We start from the raw sequence: 13,348 nt of genomic DNA, 5'->3' as shown, positions 1-13,348 counted from the left end.
GAGCTGGCCAGGAGGCAACAGCGGTAAACTGTCCTACCCCGGGATCCCTGGCAGCAGCGATACGGTGGTCTTATTCCCAAAAGCCGCGGAGTTGTCTCGATGGGCCAGGAGATCGCCTGCCTGAGTTTTAGCGACGAAGACTTTGCCGAGTTCAAAGCTCGGCTGCAGCAAGAAACGGACTTGCTCGACCGCTGGTTGGCCGGTGCGCCGGGGCTGGATCCGGCTTGTCAGCCCTTTGCCCAGGGATCCCCGGTGGGCGGGTTTGAGCTGGAGGCATGGCTGGTGACCCCTCAGGGAGATCCGGCCCCGATAAACTCAGCCTACCTGGAGGCCGTGAACAATCCGCTGGTGGTGCCGGAACTGGCCCAGTTCAACGTGGAGATCAACAGCCGGCCCCAAGTTTTGGTCGGCTCGGCTCTGCGGCAGTTGCAGCAAGAGCTGGCGCAGACCTGGGATCACTGCTACCGAGTGGCCGAGCAACTGCAGGCGGGGCTGATGACGATCGGCATTTTGCCCACGCTGCAGCAGCAGCAGCTCACTTTGGAGATGATCTCGCCTCGCAAGCGCTACCTGGCCCTCAACGAGCAGATCCTGAACCTGCACCGGCGCGAGCAACCCTCCAGGATCCCGCCCCTGGGGCTGACAATCGAAGGGCCTGCCACCCTGCTGCGGGTCACCCACCCAAACGTCATGCTGGAGGCAGCCACCACCTCTTTTCAAATCCATCTGCAGGTGGCCCCCCACCAAGCGGTCCGCTACTTCAACGCTTCCCTGCTCGTGTCGGCCCCCTTGGTAGCGCTGGCGGCCAATTCCCCCTACCTGTTCGGGCACGATCTGTGGGCAGAAACCCGCATCCCTGTGTTTGAGCAGGCGTTGGATGGCCCACCCCCCCTTGCCCCCACCCACCAACCTCGCGTCACCTTTGGGCAAGGCTATGTGCAAGAGTCCCTGATGGAGTTGTTCTGGGAAAATCTACGCTGCTATCCGGTGGTGTTGCCGCAGAGGCTGGCCTCACCTCCTACTGAGCTAGCCCATCTGCGCTTGCACAACGGCACCATCTGGCGCTGGAACCGCCCTCTGGTGGGGGTGGATCCCTATCCCCATCTGCGCATTGAACAGCGGGTGGCTGCAGCAGGTCCCACTCTACCCGACATGATCGCCAATGCTGCCTTCTACTTTGGCCTGGTGCAAGCTCTGGGATCCCGACCCCTTCCCCCGGAGCAGGAGCTGAGCTTTGCCCAGTGCCGCGCCAATTTCTACGCGGCTGCCCGCTTCGGCCTCGAGGCCCCCATCACCTGGCTCAAGGGGTGGCAGGGATCCCTGCGCCAATTGCTGCTGGAAGAGCTAATTCCTATGGCCGAGGAAGGATTGGCGCAACTGAACTTGTCCTCCCAGGATATCCAGGAGTACCTGGGCATTCTCCGTGCCCGCGTCGAGTTGGGGCAGAATGGGGCCACCTGGCAGCGGCGCTACGTGGCTCGGCATGGTAAAGATATGCAACAATTGACCTGTGCCTACTGGGAACGGCAGCGGCAAGGTCAGCCGGTACACACTTGGGATCTCGACTAGGAAAGCGCCCTCCCCGTATGGCAGGGGATCCCCCTGGGCAAGATGGATCCCTTGCCCAGCTTGGAAGGGGGGAGATGCCTTCTCAAATCAAAGGGCAGGGCGACGACCCAAGCCACCAGCACGGTAGCCAGTTGTTCATTTCTGCTCCTGAGCAGCCAAGAGTTTGCGTTGAAGTGCTTGCCCAACCCTCATGCTCACCGTTCTCGACCACCTGCCGGATCAACTCCTAGATTTAGAAGCCCATCAACTCTACGACCGCTTGGGCGGGCCAACCCTCATCCATCTGCGGGGAAGGCGGGATCCCCCCTTGTTTGTGTCTGTCCTGCTGCACGGCAACGAAACCACTGGTTGGCAGGCAGTGCGACAGCTTCTGCGCTGCTACCGCGAGCGAGAACTGCCCCGTTCCCTGTCCCTCTTCATCGGCAATGTACGGGCTGCTCGCTATGGGCAGCGGCGCCTGGACGGCCAGCCAGACTACAACCGCATTTGGGGCCCCGGCTCCACCCCCGAGCATGCCATGGCCGAGGCGGTTTTGCGGCAGATGCGGCAACGCGGCGTCTTTGCCAGCGTTGACATCCACAACAACACGGGCACCAACCCTCATTACGCCTGTGTCAATTACCTAGATCCTTCCACCTTGCACCTGGCCACCTTGTTTGGTCGCACTGTCCTCTACTTCAGGCGGCCAGAAGGCGTGCAGAGCATGGCCTTTGGGCGCTTCTGCCCGGCAGTGACCCTGGAGTGCGGCAAGCCGGATCAGCCCTACGGCACCCAGCATGCCTACGCATTTCTGCAAGCCTGTCTTCATCTTTCGGCCATCCCGCAGCGCCCCGTCCTTAGACAAGACATCGACCTCTTTCACAGCATCGCCATTGTCAGGATCCCGGAAGAGGTGAGCTTTAGCTTTGGGGAAGAAGAGAGCAAGCCGCAGGGATCCCAACCACACCTGCGCTTCCCCCCCAACTTGGATCTGCTTAACTTTCGGGAGTTACCTCCCCACACCTGCATTGGATGGACCACCAACGGTTTCTACCTGGAGGTGCAAGATGAGCAAGGCCAAAATGTGGCGGAGCGCTTTTTCTATGCCCAGGATGGGGAAATTCGCACCCGTGTGCCTCTTGTGCCAGCCATGCTCACCCTCAATAGCCATATCATCCGCCAAGATTGCCTCTGCTACCTGATGGAGCGCTGCCGCACCGCTGTCGCGAACGAGGACTAGAGGGTTGAGGAGCTCCTCCAATTTCCAACGCTTGTGGACTGCCGCCCACCAGACTTGCTGCTCAACCAAGCGGACTTGATCACCGCTCTACACCCCTGATGCCCCTTGCCTGCTCGCTCCCCTGGCCTGCATTTTGAATGGGCACGCTTTTCGCTCAAAAGGAGCCGCGTCTTGAGTGGCAAGGGGTTAGACTGGGAAGCACTGGCCGTCGGCCTCAGGCGGGTGTGCCGGTCAACGCCGCCTGCCCATAAGAACTTTTGGGAGAGGGTGAATGGCGATGGCTCGTAGCAAACTGTCAAAGCAAGAACAACAGCAGATCGTCAATGCCTACCGTGGCTCGGTGGCTACTGTTGCTGAACTGGCGGAGCAATTCCGCGTCAGCCTCGCCACCATCACCCGCGTTCTCAAGGAAAATATCCCTCCTGACGAGTACCAGCAGCTAATCCAGCTCAGACGCTCAGCAGCCCGCCGCAAAGACAGGGACAAGGAAGAGATGCCCCAGCCACAACAGGTTTTGTCTCCAGAGGACGCCTCTAATCAAGCGGGCGAAGGAGCAGAACTGCCCCCTGAAGCGCTGCCAGCCCACCTGGTGGCTGAGCTGCAGGAAGATCTGGCTGCAGAAGAAGACGACGATGAAGCGGAAGAGGAGGAAGACACCAGTGACGATCTGCCGGAGGACGCCGAAGCAGAGCCAGATCCCTTCGCTGGGCCTGTCCATCAAATTCAGGTGCTTCCCCTGGAGGAGCTGGAGCTGCCCGAGACCTGCTACGTAGTGGTGGACCGCTACCAAGAATTGGCCACCCGCCCCCTCAAGGAATTTTTGGGGCCGGGATCCTTGGAAGGGATCGAGAATGCCAATACGCTGCCCGTTTTTGACAACCACAAGGTGGCCCGGCGCTTTTGCGAAATGAGCCGCCGAGGCAGCAACACCCACCCGCCCTACCGGGTCATCCACTTTCCCGGCTACATTCTGGGAATTGTGCGCTCGCAGTTGCAAAAGAAAGGCATCACTCATCTGCTGGTAGATGGACAAATCTACAGCTTGTAAAGGGTTAGACCTATGTCTGAGTTTCAACTGGTTTCCCCCTACCAGCCCACCGGGGATCAGCCTCAGGCAATTGCTGGCTTGGTGCAGTCTATTTTAGAGGGCCATCGCTTTCAAACTCTGCTAGGGGCAACCGGAACTGGCAAAACCTTTACCATTGCCCATACTATCCAGCAGATTGGCAAGCCAACCCTGGTGATGGCCCCCAACAAAACCTTGGCTGCACAACTGTGCAACGAGCTGCGCGAGCTTTTTCCCTACAATGCTGTCGAGTATTTCATCAGCTACTACGACTACTACCAACCGGAAGCCTATTTGCCCAGCACTGACACCTACATCGCCAAGTCTTCTTCCATTAACGAAGAAATTGACATGCTGCGGCACTCGGCTACCCGCTCCCTCTTTGAACGGCGGGATGTCATTGTTGTGGCTTCCGTAAGCTGCCTCTACGGCTTGGGCATGCCGGAGGAATACCTAAAGGCTTCTATCCCCTTCAAAGTGGGCCAACGAATTGACCAACGGCAGGTCTTGCGGGATCTGGTCGGCATCCAGTACGAGCGCAATGATCTGGAACTGGCGCGGGGGCGGTTTCGCGTCAAAGGGGATGTGCTGGAAATTGTGCCTGCCTATGAGGATAGAGTAATTCGCATTGAGTTTTTTGGCGATGAGATCGAGGCCATTCGCCTCCTTGACCCGGTGACAGGCGCGATCCTCACCAGCGTCAGCGCCCTCAGGGTTTATCCAGCTCGCCACTTTGTAACACCCGAAGAGCGACTAGAACAGGCCATCCGCAGCATTGAGGAAGAGCTGGAAGAGCAGCTAGCTCTCTTTCGCCGCCAGGGCAAGCTCTTAGAAGCTCAGCGGCTGGAGCAGCGCACCCGCTCCGATTTGGAAATGCTGAGGGAGGTGGGCTACTGCAACGGCATTGAAAACTACTCCCGGCATTTGACGGGGCGCAAGGAGGGGGAGCCGCCTGCTTGCTTGGTGGACTACTTCAAGGCCAACGATTGGCTATTGGTGGTGGACGAATCCCACGTTACCGTGCCGCAAATCCGGGGCATGTACAATGGGGATCGCGCCCGCAAACAGGTGTTGGTGGATCACGGCTTTCGCCTGCCCAGCGCCCTTGACAATCGCCCCCTTAAAGCCGAGGAATTTTGGGCCAAAGTCCACCAATGCATCTTTGTTTCCGCCACGCCCGGCAACTGGGAATTGGAACAAAGCGAAGCTCAGTTTGAAACCGTGGTGGAAAATGGCAAACCCCTGAAGTTCTACATACCGGGCACAGGCCGGGTTGTAGAACAAGTTATTCGGCCCACTGGTGTGGTGGATCCAGAAGTGCATGTCCGCCCCACAGCCGGTCAAGTGGAGGATTTGCTCTCAGAAATCTACCTGCGCCTAGAGCGCTCGCAGCAGGGCTTCCCGGAACGGGTCATCGTGACCACCCTTACCAAACGCATGGCTGAAGATCTCACGGAGTACTTGCAGGAACGCGGGATCCGGGTTCGCTATTTGCACTCTGAAATTACCCCCATCGAGCGCATTGAGATCCTCCAAGATTTTCGGGAAGGGGCTTTTGATGTCCTGGTGGGGGTCAATTTGTTGCGGGAGGGGTTGGATCTGCCGGAAGTCTCCTTGGTGGCCATTTTGGATGCAGATAAAGAGGGATTTTTGCGGGCGGAGCGATCCCTAATCCAGATGATTGGGCGGGCAGCGCGCCATGTCCGCGGCATGGTGGTGATGTATGCTGACACGCTAACTAGCAGCATGGCAAGAGCGATTGCCGAAACCCAGCGCCGCCGCCAAATTCAGTTGGAATACAATCGCCAGCACAACATCACCCCTAAGCCCATCGTTAAGAAAAACAGCAATGCCATTTTGTCTTTTTTATCCATCTCCCGCAAACTCAAGGGCAAGGATCTGGAAAAAGCCTTTCCAGCGCTGGATGAGATCCCTCTCTCCAAAATTCCAGAGCTCATTAGCGAGCTAGATGCAAAGATGAAAGCGGCAGCTAAAAACTTGGAATTTGAAGAAGCTGCCCGGCTGCGCGACCAAATTAAAAAGCTGCGCCAACGGCTTTTGGGCCACCCCTGGAGTGCCTAAACTCCCAGCCTGCCTCCCCAGCCGCGGGACTTGCTCGTGCCACCATGGGCATACCGCCAAGCCTCCTCGGGATTCCTGAAACCATGGATGTTCGCCTCCGCCGAGCCATTCGAGATTCCCTCTTGCTGAAGGGGGCTGTACTCGCGCTGGGGCTGACAGTGGGGATCGGTCTCTGGCTTTCCCCTGCCCTCTCTGCCCCCTTTGAGAACCGCCTGGCGCAGGCACTTGAGCTGCGGGATCCTGGAGTTGCCCCCGAGGGAGCTCCTTCCCCAACCCCGCTGGGGATCCCGTTGACTGGCCAAGAGGGCACAGCAGTGCTAGTGGGGGGAGTCCCGGTGTTTCGCCTGCAAACGGCAGAATACCCCAGCGACGTGCGGGCTGATAATGTGCGGGCAATCATCGAGCGCTTTTTGGAAGAGGGCCAGTTGCCGGAGCCAGAGGTGCGGGTGGCTCAGGATGCCAATGGGCAGTACGTTCTCCGGCTGGGAGAAAGAGGCCGCTTTGAGGCCACCCAACGGTACTTGTTTACCGTCACCTATGCCGATGCGGCTGCCGAGCGCAGGGTGCCGCTGGCTCAGGTAAGCCTCAACGATGTGCGTCTAGTGGCCAACAGTTGGGCACGGCGGCTGGAACAAGCCATCGCTGAGTACCGGCAGGATCGGCTGGATCTGCAGCGGACGCGGGATCCGCGCGTGCTAGTGCTCACTACCTTGGCTGGGCTGGCCAGCGTGGCTGTGGGGTTCTTTCTCTGGCGGCTGTTCGACCGTAGCCTCGTCCGCCTGCAGAGGTGGCTAGAGCTCCGGGCTGACCCAGGTTGGGGAAGCTGGATTGACATGGGAGGATCCCTGCTGCGCAGCCTAGGAGCAATGCTTATTGCCGGCATCTCGCTGGACCGCAGCATTAGCTTCATACCCGCCCTGCGGCCCTTTCAGCGGGCTTTTTACGCGCGCTTGGGGCAGGTGGTGGACACAGCACTAGGCGTTCTCATCCAGCCGCTGCCCAATTCCAATGTTTCCATTGCTAGCCTATTGGTCTTCTTTGTCCTGGCCACTTTGGTCTTTACGGTTGCCCACTATATCAGCGTTGGCTTAAAGCAGCGGTTTTTGGGTCGCCTTGGGCTGGACTTGGGCACCCAGGAGTCGACGGCGGCCATCTTCAAATACGTCCTCACCCTATTTGGGATCCTGCTAGTGCTGCCCTTTAGCGGCCTCAACCTCAGCTCCTTGGCTGTGATTGCAGGGGCGGTGGGCTTAGGAATTGGCTTTGGCCTGCAAAACCTTTCCAACAACTACCTTAGCTACCTCGCCATCCTCCTAGAGCGTCCCATCCAGATTGGGGATCTAGTCGAAGTGGACAACTTGCTTGGCACAGTAGAGCACATTGGCCCGCGGGCTACTGTCCTGCGCACCTTGGATCGCATCTTTGTCATTGTGCCCAACTCTCGCTTCACCGAGTCAAAGGTGGTGAACTGGAGCTACCGGGATCCCCGCTGCCGCATCCACATTCCCGTGGGCGTAGCCTATGGCTCCGACACAAAGGTGGTTACCGAAGCCCTGCTTGCCGTTGCTAGGGGAAATCCGCGGGTTCTAACCAACCCGCCCCCGCAGGTGTGGCTTAGATCTTTTGGGCCTTCTTCCCTTAACTTTGAACTGTTGGTGTGGATCAACCGTCCTCAGGACCAATTTGTCTTGACTAGCGAGCTCAACTTCGCCATCGAGGCCGAGTTTCGGCGGCGCGGGATCCGCATCCCCTTCCCCCAGCAAGACATCCACATCCGCAGCTTGGAAGGACTGGTTTCCCTCAGCCCCAACGGCGGATCCCGTTCTCTGCCTGACGCTGCTTCTATCCAGTCGGCCCTCAGCGAAGCAGCCCAGTTCTCGGAAGACAAGGATTAGGGTTAGGGAGAGACACCATGCTGCAAAGCCTGGAGCGTGTGTTGGCCAGTTTCAGCGGCCACCCCCTTTGGGCCGAGCTCAACCAAATGCAGACCCTGCGGCAGATCTGGCCGGAAGTGGTGGGAGAAGCGGTAGCCGCGCAAACCTACCCGGTCAACCTGCGCCGCCAGGTGCTGCAGGTGGCCACCTCTACCCCTGCTTGGGCTCAGAACCTCACCTTCCAGCGCCAACGGATTCTCAAGAAACTTAACAGCCGCCTCCACCCTCCCCTCGCGGATATCCGCTTTAGCCCTGCCGCTTGGCATGCGAGGTCGGGCTTGGCTAACTCTTTTGCCTCCGATGCGGAACTGGTAGACAAGTTCTACCCCCCTCCCCCTGTATCCTCAACTCCCAAGCGGCCTACCACCCCTCGCCGCTCCAGCTTATCTCCCTCTTCTGAAGAGGCCAAAGCTGCCTTCGAGCGCTGGGCTCGGCTAGTGAAACGGCAACAAACCCAGCAAAACCTGTTTCCCTGCCCTGCCTGCGGCTGCCCCACCCCTGCTGCCGAGCTGGAGCGTTGGTTGGTCTGTGGGTTTTGCCATCGCCAGTCCTTGCGTGGATCCAGCCGTCGCTACCCCAGAGAGTTGCCGCCTGCAGGAATAGCGTCTACTCCAGCAGGTTGACCCAGCGCAAGTAGGCTTCGACCACCGGGGATCCTGCCAAGGCAGCCACAGCCCCGCCTAGAGCCAGGTAGGGTCCAAAGGGAACAGGTTTGCCCAGGCGAGCTCGTCCTCTGGCCATGGCCAGCAAGCTAACCAGCAAGCCCAACGCGGAACCCAAAAGGAGGGTCACGACCACCCCCTGCCAGCCCAGCCACATGCCAATGAGGGCCAGCAACTTGCCATCTCCTCCGCCCATGGCCTCCCGCCGCAAAACTTGGCGGGCCACCAAACCAATGCCTTCCACTAGCCAAATGCCCAGCACCGCGCCTGCAATCCCAGCCACCAAAGACGAGCCTGTAGCGGCCAGGGATCTGGATCCCTCTAGCCAAGGCAGCACCAAGCGGGCCAGCAGTCCTGCCAGCAAGCCGGAGCGGGTGAGCGCTTCTGGCAGCAAAAACGTATCCAGGTCAACCAGGGCTAGCACCAGCAGCCAGCCCAACAGCAAGCAGGTGAGGATCCCGCGGGGAGAAAATCCCAGAACCCCAACGCTGAGGCCAAACAGACCCATGGTCAAGGCCTCGACGGCAGGGTAGCGCCAGGCGATGAGATTCCCGCAGTGACGGCAGCGACCACGCAGCAAGAACCAGCCTAGGATGGGGAGGTTCTCCGTCGGCCCCAGGGGCGTCTTGCAGTGGGGACAGTGGGAGCCAGGATAGAGTAGAGAAAGACCTCGCGGCAGGCGGTAGACCACCACGTTGATAAAGCTGCCCACGCAGGCCCCTAGGATCAGCACCAGCACCCAACCCAACAGGCGCAGTTCCCAGGCGCTGGCCAGGAAGTCTGCCCTCACCGCCGTTCCCAGGCAACAAAGACTAACTCTGCCATCGTATAGCGTAGACCCTCCAGATGGGCAGGGGAGCAGGGCTTCAGCGCAGCGGCTCCAACTGCTGCAAGGGAATAAAAGTCTCCTGAGGCAAGAGAATGGGAAACTCCGAGAAAATCAAGTCGCCCCGCAGGGTACGGCGATGGATGACCACGCCCCGCGGTGGCTGCTCCACCACCTCTGGGCGGTGCTGAAGATGAAGCTGGTAGATCTGGCGAGCTGCTTGTAGCAAAGTGCTGTCCATGAGCAGTCTCACCCCTTGCTGGTGGTTCGATCCTTAGGATATCGCGGCGCAGAGCCGGTGGGCCATCCATCTTTATTTCCCAATTCAGGAAGTTGACCGGCAAGGAACCGAGAGAGGTCGCCAAACGAGCTTGAGCTGGGGGGGTAGCCAGCAGGGCAGGTTAAGACAGGGCTATAGATCCCGCTTGGGTAGGAGAGTACAGTGGGGGCAAGCGCGCTGAGAGCAGATGGAGAGAACCTACCTGCTGGGGCTGGGCTGGATCCTAGGCCTGTTGCTGCGGGCCTGGCCGGCAGTGAGCGGCTGGGGGTGGGGGATCCCTCTAGGGCTGGGGCTAGTGGGATCCCTGGTCTACCGGCAACGGCCGCGCCTGGGGCGCACCTGGCTGGCGGCGGGGCTGGTGGGCTGCCTGGCTTGGGCCTACCTGGGCTGGCGGCAGCCGGTTCCCGGCCCGACGGATATTAGCCTTCTAGCCCCGCAGGCGCAGGTGAGTCTGGTGGGCACTGTCCTTTCGGAGCCCCGTCCTACCCGCGGCGAGCGGCGGCAATTCTGGCTCGAGGCGGAGCAGGTGCTGGAGGCCGACTCCACTGCCCGCCAGGTGAGCGGCAAGCTCTACGTCACTGCTAGCCCGGCAGCCCTCCAGGGCAGGGATCTCCATCCCAACCAGCGGGTGCGCCTGCTGGGATCCCTCTACCTGCCCAGCCTTAAACCCCGGCAGCTTTGACTTTCAAGCCTACCTGCAGCGCCAGGGAGCTTTTGCCGGTTTCAGCGCCCGCGAGGTGATCCCGCAGCCGGGAGGAAAAGTCTGGGGAGGTTGGGTGTTGCGGCGGCGGGTGCGGCAGGCCTTCGTCGCCGGTCTGGGAGAGCGGCAGGGGAACCTCTTGGCCTCGCTGGTGCTGGGATCCCGGGCTGGCCAGTTGGACTTCGATTTGCAAGATGCCTTCCGAGAAATCGGCATGGCCCATGTTCTGGCCGCTTCTGGGTTTCACGTGTCGCTACTGCTGGGGGTGGTGTTTGTGCTGACGCGGCGGCTGGCAGTGCGCCTGCAGCAGGGGATCCTCCTGGCAGCCTTGGGGGTTTACCTCACCTTGACAGGGTTTACCCCTTCGGTGCTACGGGCGGCAGTGATGGGAGTGGCGGCCATGCTGGTGCTGACGGAGCCGCGGCTGGAGGGGAAAGTTAGGCTCAACCCCCTGGGAACGCTGCTGGTGGCAGCGGTTTTGCTGTTGCTCTATCAGCCACAGTGGATTACAGACCTGGGGTTTCAGCTCAGCTTTGCCGCCACCTTGGGCCTGCTGGTGGGGACAGCTCCCATTGTTTCCCGTTTGGACTTCTTGCCCCCAGCAGTGGCTACCGCCTTGGCTATTCCTCTGGCAGCCCAGATCTGGACCTTGCCGCTGCAAGTGGCCATCTTTGGCCGCATCCCCACCTATTCCCTGCTGGCCAACCCGCTGCTGCTAATCCTGCTGCTGCCCCTGCTGGTGGCCGGGTTTGGGGTGGCCTTTGTGGCTTTGCTCTGGCCGGCCCTGGGATCCCTGCTGGCCCAGCCCCTGACGTTTTTGATCACACCCTTGATCAACTGGGTGAGCTGGATGGCCAGCTGGCCCTTAAGTTCCTACTACACCGGCAGGATCTCGCTGCTCCAGTGTCTGCTCCTCTACGGGGCGCTGGTGGCCCTCACCTTTTGGCCGCAGTGGCGACGGGCTTTCCGCTGGCAGGGCACTACCCTGATCATGGCCGCCATCCTGCTGGGGCCGAGGTTGTGGCCGGGGCCGCCAGTTCAGATCACCGCTTTGGCCAGTGGCCCCATCCCCATTCTGGTTATTCAGGCAGAAGGACGCCACCTCTTGCTCAACAGCGGCGATCCCCGCCTGGCCGAGCGCACGGTGCTGCCTTTTCTGCGGCAGCAGGGCCTGCGCCGTCTGGAGGGAGCGGTAGCCATGACCTCTAGGGGCTCTGCCAATGGCGCTTGGGAGATCCTGCTTTCGGCTTTCTCCATTGGGCACTTCTGGGACGGGGGCGGGATCAACGCCGCTTCCGAAAGCTACCTGCGCTCCCTCAGTGCCGTGCAAGCTGCCGGGATCCCCTATCAAGTCTTGCGGCCCGCCGACCGCATCCCTTTTTCCGAGCGGCTGAAGCTGCAGGCTGTCCATACCAACCCCCTGGTGTTGACCCTGGAGGCCGAGGGATCCCGCTGGCTGCTTTTGGGGTCCGCCAGCACCCAGGTCCAGGCCGAGCTAACCGGATCTCCCCTGCTGCCGGCCCAAATTGACTGGCTGTGGTGGGATGGGGGATCCCTAATCCTGGACTTGCTGGAGCGCTTTCAGGTGCAGGCGGGCATCAGCTCTGGCTCCGCCAGTGAGGCAGTGGTTACTTGGTTTCGGCAGAGGCAGCGGCCTCTCTACTTAGCCGAGCGCGTTGGAGCAGTGACCTGGTCGCGGCAAGGCGTGCAAACCCTGAGAGCGCAAGAGCTCTAGCACCTCCTCCCCAGGCGGGCTTGATTGTGGAGGCGGTGGGGATCCCATCCCCTAAAATAGGATCACCCCGATAAGCCCTCTTTGCTCGGCTAGACCTATGGACATCATCACCTTTGGCTGGGTTGCCGTTGCTGCTTTCTTTGCCCTTTCGATTGCCTTTGTGGTTTGGGGCCGCAACGGCATGTAGCCCTGAGCCTCCCTGCCGTCCTTCAGTGCCTCTAGCCCCATGGAAACCGCCTTGCCCTGGATCCTCCGCCTTGCCTATGGGGGCATCTTTTTGCTCCTAGCGGCCATAACTTTGGGCGTTGGCTACATCACCTTGATCGACTGGCGGGATCGGCGGCGACGCAACGAGGCAGAACGTCAGGCTCGCCGCTCCAAGCGCCGCTAGCGGTTTGCACACGCCTCGCGATTGGGCTGGTTGCCGGCGGCCCTCAGAGCAGGAGGATCTCCTCCGCCGTCGCCTTGCTGGGGAAGGCGGAAGAGGCGAGCGGCATTTTGGCTGGTTTGTTGGGCCAGATCCTCCAAGGGGATCTGCAACAACTCCGCCAAGGTTTGGGCCACCCGCTGCACATAGGCTGGCTCGTTGCGTTTGCCGCGGAAGGGAGTAGGGGCCAGGAAAGGGCAGTCGGTTTCCACCAGAAGCTGGGACAGGGGCACCTCCAAGGCCGAGCGGCGCACCGTCTCAGCGTTCTTAAAGGTCACGATGCCGCTAAAGCTAATAAAGCAGCCCAGCTCCACAAAGAGCCGCGTCTCCTCCGGGGATCCGCTCCAGCAGTGCATCACCACCCGCAGCGATCCCCCTGTGGCCATGGCCTCTTGGAGAATCTCATAGGTGGCCGCTGCCGCCTCGCGGCAATGGACAATCAGGGCTAGGTCCTGCTCCTGGGCAATGGCAATGTGGGCGCGGAAGGATTCTTTTTGCCGCTCGATATCTGACGGGTCGGACTTGTAGAAATCCAAGCCCGTCTCCCCGATGGCCACCACCCGCCTGTCGCCTGCGGCCAACTGGGCAATCTTTTCGGCCAGAGCCGGCTGCCACTGGCGCGCCTCAAGCGGATGCAGCCCCACCGACAAGAACACCTCGGGATACTGGTCGGCAATGGCCTGCAACTGGGGAAACTCCGCTGGCGTGACGCAGGAATGTACTAGTTGCCGGATCCCGGCCTGGCGCCAGCGCTCGGCCACCTGGGGCAGATCTTCTGCAAAGTCGGGATAGTTTAAGTGGACGTGGGTGTCCACCAGGGGGGCAGCGGGCAAGACGGCGGTGCTCAA

Annotated in this window: 13 protein-coding genes; 10 read left to right on the top strand and 3 right to left on the bottom strand. The window is 60.6% G+C overall.

Annotation, left to right across the window (positions count from 1 at the left end; all coding sequences use genetic code 11):
* Positions 1 to 99: 99 nt before the first annotated feature.
* From NW812_RS04180 to NW812_RS04155, 6 genes are all read left to right on the top strand, one after another.
* Positions 100 to 1,569 carry a glutamate-cysteine ligase family protein gene (locus NW812_RS04180; protein WP_414394315.1) on the top strand — a complete coding sequence of 490 codons (1,470 nt, stop codon included), beginning with the start codon at positions 100 to 102 and terminating at the stop codon, positions 1,567 to 1,569.
* A 190-nt stretch (positions 1,570 to 1,759) separates the two neighbouring features.
* Positions 1,760 to 2,788 (top strand): M14 family metallopeptidase, encoded by a 1,029-nt coding sequence (locus NW812_RS04175; RefSeq protein WP_414394313.1) that lies wholly within the window; start codon positions 1,760 to 1,762, stop codon positions 2,786 to 2,788.
* 277 nt (positions 2,789 to 3,065) lie between these two features.
* Complete coding sequence (locus NW812_RS04170; RefSeq protein WP_414394312.1) at positions 3,066 to 3,836, top strand: hypothetical protein; 771 nt, start codon at positions 3,066 to 3,068, stop codon at positions 3,834 to 3,836.
* A gap of 12 nt (positions 3,837 to 3,848) precedes the next feature.
* Positions 3,849 to 5,936 (top strand): excinuclease ABC subunit UvrB, encoded by a 2,088-nt coding sequence (gene uvrB / locus NW812_RS04165; protein WP_414394310.1) that lies wholly within the window; start codon positions 3,849 to 3,851, stop codon positions 5,934 to 5,936.
* An 83-nt stretch (positions 5,937 to 6,019) separates the two neighbouring features.
* Entirely contained in the window at positions 6,020 to 7,831 is a 1,812-nt protein-coding gene (locus tag NW812_RS04160; RefSeq protein ID WP_414394308.1) for a mechanosensitive ion channel family protein, read from the top strand.
* 17 nt (positions 7,832 to 7,848) lie between these two features.
* Positions 7,849 to 8,493 (top strand): DUF721 domain-containing protein, encoded by a 645-nt coding sequence (locus NW812_RS04155; RefSeq protein WP_414394307.1) that lies wholly within the window; start codon positions 7,849 to 7,851, stop codon positions 8,491 to 8,493.
* On the opposite strand, the gene NW812_RS04150 is transcribed toward NW812_RS04155, so the two are convergent.
* Together NW812_RS04150 and NW812_RS04145 are read right to left on the bottom strand one after the other, a co-directional pair.
* On the bottom strand, positions 8,477 to 9,322 hold the full coding sequence (locus tag NW812_RS04150) for a prepilin peptidase (protein WP_414394305.1): 846 nt from the start codon (positions 9,320 to 9,322) through the stop codon (positions 8,477 to 8,479). The genes NW812_RS04155 and NW812_RS04150 overlap by 17 nt on opposite strands.
* A 76-nt stretch (positions 9,323 to 9,398) precedes the next feature.
* Entirely contained in the window at positions 9,399 to 9,599 is a 201-nt protein-coding gene (locus NW812_RS04145; protein ID WP_414394303.1) for a hypothetical protein, read from the bottom strand.
* A gap of 226 nt (positions 9,600 to 9,825) precedes the next feature.
* Here NW812_RS04145 and NW812_RS04140 point away from each other — a divergent pair, with 226 nt between their 5' ends.
* From NW812_RS04140 to NW812_RS04125, 4 genes are all read left to right on the top strand, one after another.
* Entirely contained in the window at positions 9,826 to 10,320 is a 495-nt protein-coding gene (locus NW812_RS04140; protein ID WP_414394302.1) for a ComEC/Rec2 family competence protein, read from the top strand.
* Between the two features lie 94 nt (positions 10,321 to 10,414).
* The gene (locus NW812_RS04135; protein WP_414394300.1) at positions 10,415 to 12,073 is read left to right on the top strand and encodes a ComEC/Rec2 family competence protein; all 1,659 of its coding nucleotides are present in this window, start codon (positions 10,415 to 10,417) and stop codon (positions 12,071 to 12,073) included.
* A 97-nt stretch (positions 12,074 to 12,170) separates the two neighbouring features.
* Positions 12,171 to 12,260, top strand: coding sequence for a cytochrome b6-f complex subunit PetN (locus NW812_RS04130; protein WP_011431548.1), 90 nt, complete (start codon positions 12,171 to 12,173; stop codon positions 12,258 to 12,260).
* Positions 12,261 to 12,299: 39 nt separating this feature from the next.
* A complete protein-coding gene (locus NW812_RS04125; protein ID WP_414394298.1) occupies positions 12,300 to 12,464 on the top strand; it encodes a hypothetical protein in 165 nt (54 codons plus the stop codon).
* On the opposite strand, the gene NW812_RS04120 is transcribed toward NW812_RS04125, so the two are convergent.
* The gene (locus tag NW812_RS04120) at positions 12,461 to 13,348 is read right to left on the bottom strand and encodes a TatD family hydrolase (RefSeq protein WP_414394296.1); all 888 of its coding nucleotides are present in this window, start codon (positions 13,346 to 13,348) and stop codon (positions 12,461 to 12,463) included. The two genes, NW812_RS04125 and NW812_RS04120, sit on opposite strands and share 4 nt — an antisense overlap.

This window comes from Synechococcus sp. O70.2 (genome assembly GCF_047462135.1).
Taxonomy (GTDB): domain Bacteria; phylum Cyanobacteriota; class Cyanobacteriia; order Thermostichales; family Thermostichaceae; genus Thermostichus.
Note: the sequence above shows the minus strand (reverse complement) of the source record. Positions and strands in the feature narration are given on the sequence as shown.